Origin of the sequence: Mucilaginibacter pineti, assembly GCF_900101875.1 — a bacterium.
Classification (GTDB): domain Bacteria; phylum Bacteroidota; class Bacteroidia; order Sphingobacteriales; family Sphingobacteriaceae; genus Mucilaginibacter; species Mucilaginibacter pineti.
In genome coordinates this window covers 1-16,619 of sequence record NZ_FNAI01000026.1, presented here as the reverse complement: position 1 = coordinate 16,619, position 16,619 = coordinate 1, and the positions used below count along the sequence as shown (strand labels likewise).

General features: G+C 44.1%; 15 protein-coding genes. 11 read left to right on the top strand and 4 right to left on the bottom strand.

Annotation, left to right across the window (positions count from 1 at the left end; all coding sequences use genetic code 11):
* Window positions 1-27: 27 nt before the first annotated feature.
* Window positions 28-1,512, bottom strand: a complete 1,485-nt coding sequence (locus BLS59_RS29865) for an alpha-amylase (RefSeq protein ID WP_091157367.1) — start codon at window positions 1,510-1,512, stop codon at window positions 28-30.
* Between the two features lie 478 nt (window positions 1,513-1,990).
* Between BLS59_RS29865 and BLS59_RS29860 the strand changes: the two genes are divergently transcribed.
* The 9 genes from BLS59_RS29860 (at window position 1,991) to BLS59_RS29820 (ending at window position 10,882) form a co-directional block, all read left to right on the top strand.
* A complete protein-coding gene (locus BLS59_RS29860; RefSeq protein ID WP_162842816.1) occupies window positions 1,991-4,891 on the top strand; it encodes an ATP-binding protein in 2,901 nt (966 codons plus the stop codon).
* Window positions 4,892-5,086: 195 nt separating this feature from the next.
* Complete coding sequence (locus tag BLS59_RS29855; protein WP_091157360.1) at window positions 5,087-5,587, top strand: hypothetical protein; 501 nt, start codon at window positions 5,087-5,089, stop codon at window positions 5,585-5,587.
* Window positions 5,588-5,631: 44 nt separating this feature from the next.
* The gene (locus tag BLS59_RS29850) at window positions 5,632-5,844 is read left to right on the top strand and encodes a hypothetical protein (RefSeq protein ID WP_091157356.1); all 213 of its coding nucleotides are present in this window, start codon (window positions 5,632-5,634) and stop codon (window positions 5,842-5,844) included.
* Window positions 5,845-5,874: 30 nt separating this feature from the next.
* Window positions 5,875-6,711: an alpha/beta fold hydrolase gene (locus tag BLS59_RS29845; RefSeq protein ID WP_162842815.1), complete on the top strand. Its 837-nt coding sequence runs from the start codon at window positions 5,875-5,877 to the stop codon at window positions 6,709-6,711.
* Between the two features lie 42 nt (window positions 6,712-6,753).
* Window positions 6,754-7,797, top strand: coding sequence for a hypothetical protein (locus BLS59_RS29840; RefSeq protein ID WP_091157350.1), 1,044 nt, complete (start codon window positions 6,754-6,756; stop codon window positions 7,795-7,797).
* A 169-nt stretch (window positions 7,798-7,966) separates the two neighbouring features.
* Window positions 7,967-9,241 (top strand): serine hydrolase domain-containing protein, encoded by a 1,275-nt coding sequence (locus BLS59_RS29835; RefSeq protein WP_091157345.1) that lies wholly within the window; start codon window positions 7,967-7,969, stop codon window positions 9,239-9,241.
* Window positions 9,242-9,249: 8 nt separating this feature from the next.
* Window positions 9,250-9,828, top strand: coding sequence for a cupin domain-containing protein (locus tag BLS59_RS29830; protein WP_091157342.1), 579 nt, complete (start codon window positions 9,250-9,252; stop codon window positions 9,826-9,828).
* A 33-nt stretch (window positions 9,829-9,861) separates the two neighbouring features.
* On the top strand, window positions 9,862-10,347 hold the full coding sequence (locus BLS59_RS29825) for a YybH family protein (protein ID WP_091157339.1): 486 nt from the start codon (window positions 9,862-9,864) through the stop codon (window positions 10,345-10,347).
* 4 nt (window positions 10,348-10,351) lie between these two features.
* Window positions 10,352-10,882: a hypothetical protein gene (locus BLS59_RS29820; protein ID WP_091157336.1), complete on the top strand. Its 531-nt coding sequence runs from the start codon at window positions 10,352-10,354 to the stop codon at window positions 10,880-10,882.
* Between the two features lie 343 nt (window positions 10,883-11,225).
* Here the strand turns inward: BLS59_RS29820 and BLS59_RS29815 are convergent, their stop codons facing one another.
* Window positions 11,226-11,603, bottom strand: a complete 378-nt coding sequence (locus BLS59_RS29815; protein WP_091157333.1) for a winged helix-turn-helix transcriptional regulator — start codon at window positions 11,601-11,603, stop codon at window positions 11,226-11,228.
* Window positions 11,604-11,715: 112 nt separating this feature from the next.
* On the opposite strand from BLS59_RS29815, the gene BLS59_RS29810 reads away from it, so the two are divergent.
* Window positions 11,716-12,318, top strand: a complete 603-nt coding sequence (locus BLS59_RS29810) for an FMN-dependent NADH-azoreductase (RefSeq protein ID WP_091157330.1) — start codon at window positions 11,716-11,718, stop codon at window positions 12,316-12,318.
* Window positions 12,319-12,734: 416 nt separating this feature from the next.
* Window positions 12,735-13,538, top strand: a complete 804-nt coding sequence (locus BLS59_RS29805) for a transporter substrate-binding domain-containing protein (RefSeq protein WP_205411388.1) — start codon at window positions 12,735-12,737, stop codon at window positions 13,536-13,538.
* A gap of 75 nt (window positions 13,539-13,613) precedes the next feature.
* Here BLS59_RS29805 and BLS59_RS29800 read toward each other — a convergent pair whose 3' ends face one another.
* Together BLS59_RS29800 and BLS59_RS29795 are read right to left on the bottom strand one after the other, a co-directional pair.
* Entirely contained in the window at window positions 13,614-15,989 is a 2,376-nt protein-coding gene (locus BLS59_RS29800; RefSeq protein ID WP_091157323.1) for a glycoside hydrolase family 95 protein, read from the bottom strand.
* Window positions 15,990-16,115: 126 nt separating this feature from the next.
* Window positions 16,116-16,619 (bottom strand): sugar phosphate isomerase/epimerase family protein (locus BLS59_RS29795; protein WP_143014282.1); only part of this gene is annotated, 504 nt, incomplete at its 5' end.

Here is a 16,619-nt window from a genome sequence, read left to right as displayed (position 1 = left end):
ACCAAATAAAAAATCCGCCCCCATTTGTTACTTTAAAATCCAAACCGAAACCGAGCCTGCATTAACTTTAAAATCCCCCCAGCCCCCCTCGTTAATAGTGATCTCATCTGCCACTTTATTCAAAGAGTCAACGAAAACATTTCCCGAAAACTGCACGCCTACTTCCATACTTTTAGCACCTTCATCGCCGTTAGAAATTAGTACCGCGCAACCCGAGTTTGGATGTTCTTCATGGCCGGCCCTTGTCCAGCCAATGCAGTTTGGATCGTCGAAATAATCCCGCTGCTCACCATAAGCCAGTTTTTTGCGTACATAAAGCAATGCTTCCAGTTCATCTACCTTGGCCAGGGTAACTTTATGATCTTCACCGTCACTTCCTTTATCTTCATACGTAGAGCCATACAGATCTGTGTAAAACACACAAGGGTAACCTTCTGCGCGAAGCAGAATAAGCGCGTAGGCCAGCGGGCGAAACCATGCTTGCACGGGTTGTTCAAGGGATTGCAGCGGCTGCGTATCGTGATTTTCAACCAGCGTTACCGCAAGATCGGCGTTGGCCTGTACCAGCGTGTTATCAAAAATGGTACGCAGATCATAATCTTTTCCTTCATTGGAAGCCTTATGGAGATTACCTTGCAAGGGCGCATCAAATAAAGACATACGGCCGCCTGTTGCTTCAATATAATCCAGCATCGGCTGCAAATCATAAGGCTGCCAATATTCTCCCACGGTGAAAAGTTCATGACCGGTTTCTGCCCTTAAGTAATCCAGCCATTCATTAAAGAATGTTGGATCCATGTGCTTAATGGCATCTAAACGAAAACCGTTAAAACCTACGGTTTCATAATACCATTTCCCCCAGCGTTTTAGTTCTTCGCGCACTTCGGGATTGCGGAGATCGATATCATCCAGCATCAGGAAATCATAATTGCCATTTTCTTTTGACATCACCTGTTGCCAGCCCCCGCGCGATTCATGCTGAATATTGAATACAGCGGTTTCATCGGTGCGCGCATCGTAATCAACACCTGCAAAACATTTATGGTCCCAGATAAATTGCGAGTATTTGCCGTTGCGGCCGGGAAAGGTGAACCTGGTAAGGGCTTCTATCTCGTAAGGTTCGCTGATAAACTCATTGCGGTTCTCTGGATTCACTTTTCTGACCACGACAGTTTCTTTTTCGTCCGCGCCGCCCATGTGGTCCAGCACGATATCCGCATAAACTTTGAGGCCGGCAGCTTTACCTGCTGCCACGGCGTCTATCAGTTCCTGCCTGGTACCGTACTTAGTAGCAACCGAACCTTTCTGATCAAATTCGCCCAGGTCATAAAGGTCATAAGAATCATAGCCGTTTGCCTGCGCACCGGCCATGCCCTTGTGTGCAGGCGGCAGCCAAACCGTATCTATTCCTATTTTTTTTAGCCTCGCGGCATCAGCCTTAAAATGGTTCCACAAACTGCCGTTTGCCGGGTAATACCACTCAAAAAATTGGAGCATTGTAAAGTTTTCCATATGATTATAAATTTTCCAATTTGTTGATTGTGTTTCCCGCACCCGTAGTTAATATCGTCTTTCGTTCGAACCCTATTAATTTTTCCATGAGGATACAATGCGATAAATGTGGATTTGTTTTACAAAACTACCGGCGATTTTATGCATTATTAAGAAAACAAATAGCAGCAAATATTATTTCTTAGTAAGCATTACCAAGCCGGTTCTATATTTATCAAGCAAGCCAAAAACGTAGGCATTAAGACCTGTTTCGGCTTAAGGCAATCACTGCTGCTGATCACTATCAAACTTGTTATTGGTTTCGCTATATGATAGCGCAAATACAATATTGCAGCTATCGCATATTGTGTGAGCGTCAATGTTATAAATTGCCTTTGCGAGCCCCGTTTGAAAGTATTATTTTTGATAACAAGGAGTTACCGGGGTATTTTGTATGTATAGAATAAATATTTTTTCATATAAGTACACAAAGTTTTGCATGCTGCCAGTGTGCCTGGCATTGTTATGCCTCGTAAACTGTGCGTACGGGCAGCAGGTAACTACAATACGCAGCAGTGATTTTGGTAAATTCAATCAGATTTTTCTTAATGATTCTGTTTGGTTTTATCACCCGGGCGAATTACCTACCGGTAAACAGCATATGACCACCACGTTGGGCTGGGATACCCTGCACCATACCATTTTTGGTAAAGCCAATACGCCCCGCCGATGGACCGGTATGGCCTGGTTCGGGATATGGATAAAGGCCGATACCGGGCTGGTGAACAAAAAGTTTTTCATCCGCATTAATCATGATGGAGCTTCTGAAATGTTCATAGATGGTAAACCGATAGGTGGCTACGGTAAGGTAGGCCACTCGGCACAGCAAATGGAGGCAATCCGCGCCCCGCGAGAGATAATCCCGGTTTGGTTTGCAGATACCCGCCCTCACCTGCTTACCATGCGGTATTCGAATTTCTTTGGCGTTTATCCCAATTTTTTAGGCTTCCAGCTTTCTATAGGTGACTATACAATACGTGCCGAAAAAACAAGAGAGGGTAAACAGCTGCTTGATTATTTGCCCATGTTTGCTGCAGCGCAGCTGATATTGGGTCTTTTACACTTTTTATTCTTCCTGTTTTACCCAAGGCAAAAGCTCAACGCATATTACGCGCTGTTTGTGTTGCTGATAGGCATCAACGGCATTGCTGTTTATCACTACTATTTAACGCCGTACCCTTCGGTGCAGTACTTTGCCGATTTTACTACGTTTGCTTGTAAAGTGCTCATCATGTGGGCTGCAGTGCTATTACTTTACGTGCTCAACTACCGCCAGATACCACGCTGGCGTATGATTGCTTTAACAGGCATTACGCTATTTTATCTTACAGAATATATTTTAAGGTTTTGGGTTTTTAAGGTGGAGACATGGACAGACTATTTTTCGGTAGCGTACTTTGTTTGCATGATGGATGGCCTGTGGTCGGCAACGCAGGTTATTAAACGAGGACAAAAAGATGCCTGGCTTATTGGTATTGGTGTTGGTATAATTATACTGGTTTACTTTTTTGCCTGGGACGATACGTTTACTATTTGGCGTTACGACCTTAACGCTATGCGTTTATTTGTGATGGGCGCGGGTTCATTAGTGCTGCCGCTTTGCCTATCGCTTTATCTGGCGCTTGATTTTGCACGCACAAATCAAAAGCTTACCGTAAAGCTGAGGGAGGTAGAAAACCTATCGGCCCAAGCCCTTGCCCAGGAGGCCGAAAAAACAGAACTTATAGCCACCGAAGCCCGCCGGCTGGAGCAAATTGTACAGCTGCGTACTGCCGAACTTAAAGAACAAGCCGATAAACTACTGGAATTGGATGCTGTAAAATCGCGTTTTTTTACCAATATAACCCATGAGTTTAAAACGCCGCTTACACTAATCATGAACCCGGCAAAGGAACTATTGTATACGCCAAACCGGGATACCAATAAAAATCTCAGGCTGATCATTAGCAATGCCGAACGCTTACTGCAGCTAATTAACCAGCTATTGGATTTAAGCAAGGTAGAAAGCGGACTGATGGATGTGAACCTGGCACCGATAGATCTGGTGTCGCTTGTAAAACGACACACCCTCTCCTACGAATCGCTGGCTTTACAAAAAGGCATTAGGCTGAATTTTACCGCATACAAGGACACGCTTTGGATCTTGACCGACCGGGATAAAATGGATAAGGTGGTCCTAAACATATTATCAAACGCAATAAAGTTTACCGACGAGGGAAGTGTAGAAATCGCATTGCGCCAAAATCCAGAAGCAGCTAACAACACTTTCGTCCTTACGGTGGCCGATACCGGGAAAGGTATCCCAACCGCCAAGCTACCCTACATTTTTACCCGCTTTTACCAGGTCGATCCATCGGATACGCGATCGGCCGAGGGCACGGGTATTGGGCTGGCGCTTACCAAAGAACTGGTTGAACTGATGGGCGGCCAGATAACGGCCGAAAGCACTGAAGATTTATACACACAGATCCGGATAAATATGCCGTATCAGGCTACCGAAGCGGTTACCATACCTTCAGCAGAAACCTTAACAGATGAAGTGTTTATATCGATGCCTGATACGGGTGAAGTATTGGTTGCCGATGAAAACAGCCCGCTTATCCTGTTGATTGAGGATCATCACGAACTGAGGGAATTTATACGGCAGTCACTGGCAGGCAGGTACCGGTTAATTACCGCCGCCGATGGCGAAGAAGGTATAGCACTTGGTCTGCAGCACATTCCCAACCTGGTTATTACCGATCTGATGATGCCTAAGGTAAGTGGCTACGAGGTAAGCGAAACACTCAAAAAGGACCAAAAAACCAGCCATATCCCCGTTATCATCCTAACCGCAAAAGCTGATCTGGATAGCCGCATACAAGGGATTGAAACCGGGGCCGATGCCTATTTGGCCAAACCGTTTGATCAGCGGGAATTACTTGCTCTTATAGAAAACCTCATCAGCGTACGCGAGCAATTGCGCCTGCATTACAGCACCCGCGACCTCTGGCTTAAAGATACCATTGCCCTGCCAACCATTGAGCAGGATTTTATAGCGCGCATACGCCAGGCTGTTGAAAGCCACCTGAACGAAGAAGGTTACAGCGCCGATCAGCTCGCTGCAGATATAGGGCTTAGCCGTACACAATTACACCGCAAACTAAAAGGCCTTATTGGCCAGGCGCCTGGAGAACTGATTCGCATTGTCCGGCTGCAATACGCGCACGATCTTTTAGAACGTCGTGTTGCAACGGTATCCGAGGTAGCCTATATGGTTGGCTTTGGCAGCCCTGCCAGCTTTTCGGCCAGTTTCTCGCGCCATTTCGGCTTTGCCCCAAGTAAAGTGGTAGAAGCTTAATTTTTAGCTATTATTTATCGTTTTCAAGCAAGTTTATTACCTCCCGGTAAAAAATGCAACAAACTCGAAAGCATTTGCAACATACGCGCAAGTAGTTTTATGATGGGCTATGTTTCTTTGTGAAGAAATGGTGCCGGTGTTATAATGTGTGGTGATCATGCTTGGCACGTTTCAAATTAATATGCTTACCTACCTATGAAAAACCTAAAAACAACCTTAGCTATACCGTTTACAGTGCTACTCAGCTGCCTGATATTTGCAGGATGCAACTATAGTAAAGGTGCAAAAAAAGACCTCCTCACCGGCTTATCTTTCAGCTACAATGGCTTTATAGTACGGGATGTTCTATTGATCGACCCAGCTAATAAACGCATGACCGACAATAAAGTGCAAATAAATAGCAGGATTGCTATAGTAGCCCTTGGCTTAAATAATTATGGACTTAAGGATGGCAAGGTTTTCCCGGGAATGATGCTTTTAGTTACCGATAAAAAGGGCACCCCTATACTCAACGCTGCAGATCTGTTTGCCGGCGACCAGGGCCACCCACCGGCTGAAGCCACCGAACTACGCGGAGATATCACTATTGCAAAACCAATGATTGCCGGACAAACCTACCACGTAAAAGTTCGCATTTGGGACAAGGTTAAAACCGACAATGAGCTAAATGCAGAAACCGACATAGTTGTGCAATAAGTTGCTAATCGCCTCAAACCCGATAACCTTTTAAATCATTTACCATGGCCATTTTATTGCCGAGAAAACCGACCCTTATTTGCCTGGCAGTGCTGGGCCCGATTTGCGTAGTGGACGGCATTGTCAAAAAAGATACCAAAGAGATACTGGCAATGTTGGCCGTATTCATATTTGCCATAGTAACCCTGATCATGGACAGCAGAAAAAAGAAAAAGCTTATAAATAAAAATGACAGGGAGTATAGAAATTCATTATAACATATGAAAAGTATATGGATCATATTAATCATGTTACTGCTAATACCTGGTTATGGTGTAAGTCAGCAAGCCACACCGTTGTGGCAAACCCTGCCGGTTGAGCCTACTATGCCTGCTGCCAATCAAAGCGGATTAGCTCCTGTAAATGATATAAAAATGTATTATGCCATTTTTAATAAATACGGGAAAGATCCGGTCATTCTTTTGCATGGTGGCTTTGTCAGTTCAGACGTGTGGGGCTTTGAAGTCCCTTTGCTGATGAAAACCCACCAGGTAATTATTGTTGATAGCCGGGGTCATGGCAGAAGCACCATGACTGACCAGCCTTTTAGTTATAGCTTAATGAGCTCAGATGTGTTGCTGCTGATGGACTTTCTACAGATCAAAAATGCCTCCATTGTTGGCTGGAGCGACGGAGGTATTATTGGTTATTTGCTCGCCATATACCATCCGGAACGGGTTAATAAACTTTTTACGTTTGGTGCAAATTATAATAGTTCCGGATACAATTCAGCACCATCTGACACCTCAACTGCAGCTCGTTTTATGGAACGCGCCGCAACCAATTATCGCAGGTTATCATCAACTCCTGATAATTTTTCGGGATTAAAAAAGGCGTTAAGTAAACTGTACGGCACTGAGCCAAATTTAACAGCTGCTGAGCTTGGGATGATCAAAGCTCCTGCTGTGATTACATTTGGCGAGTACGAGCAATTTATAAAACGGGATCACTTTAAAAAGATGGTCAAATTGATTCCGAATGCGAGGCTGGTAATGTTACCAAACATAGGTCACGGAGGTCCGCTGCAAGACCCTATCCGTTTTCACGGGGCCGTGATGAAGTTACTTGATGAAAATAGGCTTTAAATATTACAATAAGAAATCTATAAATAAATCTATCTACCAAAAATGAAAACGCATCAAAACCAAATTGCATTTAACAACATGCAAACCCTGTCCAACATCCCCCGAAAAAACAGGAAAAGCACTGGCAGATCCATGCTTGCCGCGCTACTTTCTTGTACCTTATTAAGTGTTTTGTACGGCTGCGGTAAACCCAGTGATAACCCTACCCCACCGGTAGTAAATATTTCGCCCTGTACTATTACAAGTGATGTTGACCAAGCGCTCGGGTTGCGTAATTTTGAGTATGACGACAAGGGATTGCTTACAAAAATGACAGGCCCCAATTACTATTACGGACCTTTTGTGCGGACTATTACATCTTCCAAAGCTATTGACGCGTATCCCAGTGCATCGGTGGATGGCCAGGGCAACCACTTCTACGGCAATATTAATATTACCTATACTTATAGCGGTGGAAGCGGGAATATTTATGACGGCAACCCTCAATTTATGCATTATTTGTTTACCGCATCAAACCCGCCCTCTTCAATGAGAACAGATTCGATGTATCAATTTTTATACGATGATGCAAAGAAACACCTGACTACCGTTTTAATGCCGGGTACCGGCTCCCAGGATGCCGATGGCTTTGTGTATTTCAGAACTGAACTTAATTTCACCTACGATGCCAATGACAACGTAACTCAGGCAAAAATAATATATGACTACGAAAGGAAGGTTTCTGTTCCTCAACAGGGTGAAAGCAGATTTGATTACAAACAGGTTTCTGATGAATTACTGACAATAACTTACGACGATAAACCCTCCCCATACGCAGCCATTTCAAAATACTGGAAGTTTATAGGCCAGGATTTTAGTGGTTTTGGTGCATACAATCTGGATAAGCTTCGCTTTTGGATAGGCCGCTGTGCCATCCTAAGCAAAAACAACCCGGTTAAAATCACTGGTAAACTGATAACCGTTGGCGGCCAGCCAGCAGCTACCATTAACTCAACCATTACCTATCAATACAACGAGAAGAATTTTCCAGTTAGCGCGGCACTTGATGGCTCGGGTATAAATTCTTTTACATACAACTGTAAATAGGCCAATTTATGCGGGTGTCCGTGTAAGATAAAATGTGCAACAAAATCAAAAGTATTTGCAACAAATGCAAAAGTATTTTTCCGCCTGTTTATGTCTCTTTGAATATTTATAAGGCGCCCTGAACTTAACCGGGGTACAATTAATAATTAAATAAAAAACGCTTAAACCTATGAAAAAAACTTATAGATCAGGAATTTGCCACTTTTCGGTGAATCCATTAAAAATCACAAAATTAATAACCATCGCAGGCTTGTTGCTTTTTGCAAGTTGCAAGAAGGACTCGGCTTCAGGAACTAAAACTGATACCGGTACTAAAACGGATACGAGTACTCATACAGGCCCGGGAACGGGTACAGGAACTACTCCCGTACCAGATACGCTTATCGCCAGCAAAATTGCCATTGCCGCTTTAGATGATGAGGTAAATGCCTTTATGACCACTTATAGCGTTCCGGCAGTATCTGTAGCAATTACTAAAGGAGAGAAGCTGGTTTATTTGAAAGCTTATGGTATAAGTGATCCGGCTAAGGGTACCAAAGCCGTTATCAGTGATCGTTACCGCTTGGCAAGCTGTTCAAAACAGTTCACATCTGTTGCCATAATGAAATTGCTTGACCAAGGTAAAATTAAGCTGGAAGACAAAGTATTTGGCGATGGCGCTTTACTGGGTAAAACCTACGGTACCAAAGCCTACGGTTTGCATATAACCGATATTACGGTTGATGAACTGCTGCACCATACATCCGGCGGCTGGGGAAACGAAGTTGACGACCCGATGTTCAGCAACCCAACAATGACGGCCGCACAACTCATCACCTGGACTTTAGATAACCGCCCGCTTGACCATGTACCGGGTGCCAACTATGACTACTCGAATTTTGGTTACTGTATATTAGGGCGGGTGATAGAAAAAATCACCGGACAGACCTATGAAGAGGCAGTAAAAACATTGGTGTTAAAACCAATCGGAATTGCCGATATGACCATTGGCGGTAACACGCTTGCCCAAAAACTATCAAAAGAAGTTACTTACTTCGGGCAGTACGGCGAAGATCCTTATGCATACAACATAACCAGGATGGATTCGCATGGGGGATGGATTGCCACAGCTGCCGACCTGGCCAGGTTCCTGGTTTATATTGATAAATTTCCTGTACGTGCGGATATCCTTACAACATCTTCGCTAAATATAATGTATACGGGCTCAACAGCCAATGCAGCTTATGGGTGCGGCTGGGCCATCAACGGCAATAACTATTTTCATCAAGGAAGCCTGCCCGGTACAGCCACAGAACAGGGACGTCTGGATAATGGGTTTAACTTCGTGATCCTGACCAACACCCGCAGTTTTAAAACCAATTTCGACTATGATTTAGACCAGATCTTCTGGAGGGCTTACGCCAAAAATCCAACCTGGTCTACAGATGATTTATTCATAAACTAAACCTTATCATGAAACGCAACACTTTTCTCAGGATGTTATCCGTAACCGGCGCTGCTTTAGCCAGCCCAATTAGCGGCATTGCTAAAAGTTATGCAAGATTTCGGGAAAAAACAGGCTATAAAACCGATGCCGGGGCCGACCGCTTTCAAAAACCCATCAGCCTGTTTGACGGGGACACTTTTTATACCAAGGTATCAACCAAAGATACCGACGGCGATTTGTACATATATGAATCATCGCGCGTAAAAAAAGGCGGCCCGAACCTGCATCTCCATTATAACCAGGACGAATGGTGGTACATTCTGGAGGGGGAGTTTGTGATTAAAGTGGGCGATAAAATGCATCACGTTAAGCCCGGCGATAGTGTGTTTGGTCCGCGGGGTGTACCTCATGCATTTTCAAAGGTAGGAGAAGGTGTTGGCCGCATGCTCACCACTTTTCAACCAGCCGGTAAAATGGAAGAATGTTTTATAGCGATAAGTGAAGGGCAAATGAAAGGCAAACCCGAAGCCGAGCAGGACGAGTTCAGGAAACAACACGGTTTTGAACGGGTTGGGCCACCAATTGATGTACTAAAAGCTTTTTAAGGCGCCAATACTCCCCTTATTAATTAATGGGTCATGAAGATAAGTAGTTTTAAGTTCATAGTAATAGTTAGTCTGTGCTGGTTGTATGGTTTTAAAGCCTACAGCCAGCAAACAGATACCGCCAGGGAAAATACGCAGATAAGGCAGCTTATCAAAAACTATGAAGACGCCTGGAACCGGCATGATCCCAAAGGGTTGGCAGACAATTATACCGTTGATGCCACCTGGGTAAATTGGTTTGGCGCTTATTATAAAGGGCGGGATGATATTCAATTTCATTATCAGCAGGTACATACCACCTATTTTAAAGCCACCCATTATTACACCCGCGCGGTGGAAGATATTACCTACCCTTATCCAAACCTTGCTATATCCCATGTGCGTACCGGTTTAGATGGAGATGAACGTTTTCCCGGGGAAACGTTTGAGTTTCGCAGGATGCTCGTACTGGTAAAACGCGATGGTGCGTGGAAAATCCTTGCCGGGCAAAACGCCAAATTAGAAAAGGGAATAAAATAAATCGATGTATAAAGAATCCGTCCCGTTTAAACAAAAACTTAGCCTGGCATACCTGTGGCTTGTTCCCCCGGTAACCGTGACTATTGGTTTTGGCATAGCGCCAATAAGCTATAAAATATATTTACCCGTTTGGGGAATGAATGTGTGTTTGATGATCCTCTCGGCATATCATCTTGGCATACCCAGGCTTTGGAAACGAGATCAACCCGGTAAACAACTGGTTATTACCGCGCTGTTACTATCCGCGCCGTGGTTGTTATTTTCCATTTTCGCGGGGATGGGGCCGCCGCCCTCAACGTTTCAGGGTTGGGTTAATACAGCTGCCGAACAGCAAACACGATACACCATACTTATGGCAGGCGGCATTTTACTTTTATTAGGTACTACAATATTGAAAAGCCAATTACAGGCGAGCGGCGAAAACCTGTATTCGACATTAGCATCTGCAACAGTGAGCATAGCCATGCCGCTGTTTATCATCAATATGGCATTTTGGGGCTATATGGCATTTTGGGGCTATTACCTCTATTCGTAGAGTTCACCTTGAAAAAGCCTAAAAAACAGCAATAGTTAAGCAAGAACCTATGCGGTTCTGCACCATAGTTGTGAGTATTGAATAATGACACTTTGATTGATACTACTTATAATAAAAAGTTCTATATTAAACTTAAACATTTATAGAAGCTATTTTCTTCAAATCCTCTATAAAGGTGTTCGAGAACTGCGGTCGGACGGTCACAAAAGGAAATACTAAATTAGTGTTTCCTTTTTTTGTGCCTATAAAGAACCTAAACGGTTAAGGATGTAATCTAAGAGTGGAAGTCATTTCGGATTAAGAAACGGCCATAAATATGATCTTATCATGGTCATTTTATCACTCAGGATTGCTTCCGCATGCTTTGTTTAACTTTTTCCCGGTGCTGTTCACCCCAGGCACTTAGTTCGCCTAATACGTTTTTTAAAGTTCGGCTATATTCGGTTGCTTCATAAATAATACTTACCGGCGTAGTTGGATATACGTTACGTTTGATAAAGTCATTCAATTCCAGATCTTTTAATTCTTTAGCTAATACTTTGGCGGATATGCCGGTGAGCTCCTGCTGGATCCCGTTAAAACGCTTGGAGGATTGCACAAGGGAAAGGATCAAAGCCAGCTTCCATTTTCCATTAAGTACATACAGCGCATCAAGGACGTTTTTGAGCGAGCCTGCACAAGCCGCTTTGTCTGGAAGGTTCTCATTTTTAATCACTTTCATAGCGCAAAGTTAATCACTTACCTCAATGTAAGTGGTTACCTTTGGGTAAGTACTCACTTTTTGCCAGTTGGTAACCATAGTTTTGCCGTTGATAAATAATCAAGTAAATACTATGACACACATCCTTCATTTAAAATCAAGTATACAAGGTGCAGCATCGCACAGTATTAAGCTGGGTAACGCTATTGTTGAAAAGATTCAAGACAAATACCCGAACAGTACCGTAGAAGAATTGAACCTGGTTGATATAGAAATTCCGCATTTAAATCCTGCCGTCCTGCGCGCTATGTTTACGCCTAAAGATCAGCTAAGCGAAGCCGATAAAGAATCCGTTCGCCTTTCTGACGAGTTGGTTAAACAACTATTCGGTGCAGACATCATTGTAATTGGTGCGCCGCTAATCAACTTTACCATCCATTCGGCATTAAAAGCCTGGATTGACCATATTACCCGAGCCGGGATAACTTTTGGTTATGGTGAAAGTGGCCCCATTGGCAAGATTACAGGAAAAAAGGTTTATGTTGCCATGTCTTCCGGTGGTATTTACTCAGAAGGGCCGGGCAAAGCCAATGATTTTGTTGCGCCTTATTTGAAGGCTTTCCTTGGCTTTTTAGGTATGACCGACCTAACCGTATTACGTGCAGAAGGACTAAAAGTACCCGGCGTTAAGGACCACGCAATGGAGAAAGCGATAGACAGTATAAAAATCGACTAAAATCTATCTTAACAGTTGTTCAATACGCTGAAAATATAGGCAATCTTAAAAACCTCACCGATACACATCCTATTTGTATTAGAGAACTGCGGCCTAAGAGTCACCAAATTTAAAAAACTGCTTCTAATTGCATTAGAAGCAGTTTTGTTTTAGACGACTACGTTTCTGCATGATAGCGTTACTTTTTGAGTTCGAACCTCGTTGGGTAACAAGGATGGACGATCTTAATGGCTACTACCTGTTTTTTTCCAATCTGTTATTCTTAAATTTCCAAAATCTGTATCTGTTATAGCCTTATTTATACGCATAACTTTGCAAAGTTAATTCACGCGGAATGCTGTTAAGTTATTCGCGGTGATCGTGAAAGCCACCTTATAAAATAAATATAAAAAGTATACAAGATAACGACAAGAAAAATGGAAACAGAAATTTCAGCACATGGTTCTTCATCAATCTCAGCACATTTACCTTTAACGTTGTGGAATAAAGATATGAAGGTGCGAATCGCATATATCGAGGAACCGCCTTTCTACTGGACTGACGAAAACCATCTCGTAAAGGGTGCGGACATCGAACTGGCCGAAGTGATACTGCGGGCAATTGGCGTAACATCCATCGAATATCAGCTCACTACGTTCGAGGAGCTTTTACCAGGTGTCCAAACTGGACGCTGGGACATGAACGTGCCCATTTTCGTTACGCCCGAACGTGCAAGGAATGTGGTTTTCAGCGTGCCGGTATGGTCGCTTGGCGACGGGTTCGTCGTGCATCATGGCAATCCGAAGGCGCTGACGAACTATGAATCAGTGGTGATGCGCAGCGATGCGTTGCTTGGGCTTATTCCCGGTCAAGTGCAGTTCGATGCTGCAAAGTTGGCTGGCGTGAGCGATAGCCAGATTGTGCTGTTTAATAGCCAGCCAGAGGCCGCTGCCGCATTGCTTGCCGGCAAGATTGACGCGTTCGCAGCCACAGCGGTTGGAAACCACGTCACTGCAAATGCCAACCCCAAACTGGAAGCAGTCCCTTTCAAGAATAGCCAAGATGGAAAAGCACCTGTGGGCGCCTTCTCATTTAGCAAAAACAATCATGGTATTCTGCAGGCTGTGAATGCACAACTTCACGAGTACCTGGGTTCGGCCGATCACCGTACTCGAATGGCGAAATACGGAATCACTCAAAACGAGATTGACAGCGTGGCAGCAAGCAAGGGCACCAAATAATAGATCCATTAAGAAAAGCCGATTAGTTAGCACCTCATTCGGTTCTACTGTAAACGATCAAGCTGTACACTGGCATCATAAAATTGATACGGTAGTAGGTGTTGGAGTAACGCTGACGGTTTCGATTTTTCCATTAACCCTAACTTTAACTTTTTTTCCTGTTGGTGATGAAATTTTGAAATGGGTAACCTTGCCGTCGCTCCATGCCATATCTACTATATAATTACCCCTGGCTTTAAAACCCCGGATTTCCCCGTTAGCTTTCCATGCTGCAGGTAAGGCAGGCAACAGGTCAATAAATCCGGCGTGGCTTTGTATGAGCATTTCTGCAATAGCTGCTGTACCGCCTAAGTTGCCATCTATTTGAAACGGCGGCCCTGCCCCTAAAAGATTTGGATAAACACCGCCGCCGGCACCGTAATTCATCCCTGTTTTCAGGGTCATTCTCATGAGCGTAGTAAACAAATTAAATGCACGATCCCCGTTGTGCAACCTTGCCCAAAAAAGCATTTTATAAGCTAATGACCACCCTGTACCGTCATCGCCGCGCCCTTCCAATGTTTTTTTGCACGCTTCTGCCCAGGCCGGATTGTCCTCGGGAGTGATCAGTGGGGCAGGGAACAGCCCGTATAAATGAGAGATGTGACGATGGGTGGACTCCGTTTCTTTATAGTCTTCCATCCATTCCATAACCCTTCCATCCTTTGCAATCTGGACTGCGGGTGGAATTTGCTTCAGTTTTGACGAAAGCGTATTTATAAATACCTGGTCGATCTTTAGCCGGGATGCCGCATAAATTGTATTGGTAAACAATTCCCTCACGATTTGATTGTCAACCGTTGGCCCCATGCAAATACTGGCCATTTTTCCGTTGGGAAGGTAGAATGAATTTTCTGGTGATGATGAGGGCGATGTAACCAGCCAGCCCGACTTTGGATCCTTAACAAGAACGCTGCTGTAAAATTCAGCTGCCCCTTTTAGTATCGGGTAAATACTTTTCAGGTATTTATCGTCGCCCGTGAATTGATAATGCTGCCATAAATTATCGCAGAGCCAACCCGGACCAACTTTGGTAAAGCCCCAATTTGCACTTTCTCCCGGCTCCGTAAAGCCCCAGACGTTTGCACAAACATGGGCTATCCAGCCATCCGCATTATAATAAGCCTTTGCCGATCTTTCACCATTTTTCATCAAACTGCGAACATATTCTGTTAGCGGCAGATCCAGTTCGGGTAAATTCGCAACCTCTACCGGCCAGTGGCACATCTGAATATTAAGGTCGAGGTGGTAATCACTATTCCAGGGCGTTTGTACTTGATTGGCCCATAACCCCTGCAAATTTGGAGGCAAAAGGCCAACACGGATACTGCTTATCAGCAGGTATCTGCCAAATTGAAAAAACAAAGCGGGCAGACCCGGATCGGAGGTCGGATCTTTCTGGAAAGCCTGCAGGCGCTCATCAGTAGGTAAATCTGATGCAGAAGTATTCCCCAGGTTAATACCTACCCGGTTGAATAGTTTTTTGTATTTTATTAAATGGAGCTGTTTTTGACGTTCATAGCTTTTTAATTTTGCCGAATGGAGGTTGCTGGCCAGATGAAGTACATAGTTAGCATCATGCCAGTTTGTTTTAGCGCTAACGTATAAAATTACTTCTGTGGCTTTTTCAATAACCAATTCGTTCTCGTCACTTGTTAAACGGCCATCTGTGAGGCTGGCGCTTACCCGCCCCATATACGCCATGCCGTTACCACCCGACCCATTTTTGAGTTGTCCTGTAATTTCAAGATCATCCCCTACCCGCCTGGTAATAAAACGTTCAGGCCGGTCAATAGCTACCCGAAAGTTTAATTGCCCCGGTTTGTCCGCAGCTATCCGGATGACATCTACATCATCTCCAAAGCTTGTAAAATACTCGCGGGTATAAGTTACCCCGTTAATGCGGTAAGAACAGGTTGCCATAGCATCCTTCAATGATAAACCGCGTTTATAATTTTCGACGTGTAGATTCGCGCTGTCTTTTTCCGGGTATTCAAATTTAAGATGCAGGTTAGCCAGCAATTGGTAGCTTCCAAACGGAACATCTGCACCGTCGCCATTGCCGGAGCCCGCTCCCTTGCAAATAAAATCCTTATTGATGATGGCCTGCGCCTCATCGTTTTTACCCTCTAATATCAACTGTCTAACCTCCGGTAATCTTTTGTAAGCGCCATAATTATTGGCATCCTGGGGGCCACCCGACCATAATGTGATATCGTTTAGTACAATATTTTCATTTATTACATTCCCATCGGGCATCATGCCTAACCGGCCGTTTCCTAAGGGCAATGTTTCTTCCCACTGTTTGGCGGGTTTGGTATACCATAAATTCAAATTCTTCTCCTGTGCAAAACAGGTAATTGAAATGAGCATATGGAGGCCAAAGAGTAAAAGAAAGTTTTTATTGCTCATAAAATGATATTTTTATTATTGTGGTTTTAGTTAAAGTTACACGGGTTATGAATACAAATTAAATTGAGCAACGAACCGCTAAACTTAAGGTTCGATATGTTAGGTATGTTCATCCCGCTTATTAATTTATCCTTCGATTTTTATACCTAAAATTTCTTTGTTAAATGCGTCATCAGAACCTGATGCTGCAAAATCATCGAAAGCACGCTCGGTTACACGGATGATGTGGTTCTTGATGAACTCGGCACCTTCGCGGGCACCATCTTCCGGGTGTTTAAGGGCACATTCCCATTCCAGTACTGCCCAACCTTTAAAGTCGTATTGGGTTAATTTACTGAAGATACCCTTGAAATCTACCTGCCCATCGCCCAGTGAACGGAAACGGCCCGCACGGTCAATCCAGTTCTGGTAGCCGCCGTAAACGCCTTGTCGCCCGGTTGGGTTAAACTCAGCATCTTTTACGTGGAACATTTTAATACGCTCGTGATACAGATCGATATACTCCAGGTAATCAAGGCACTGTAATACAAAATGCGATGGATCATACAGTAGGTTGGCGCGTTTGTGGTGGTTCACCTTATCCAAAAACATCTCGAAGGTAATGCCATCATGCAGGTCTTCGCCCGGGTG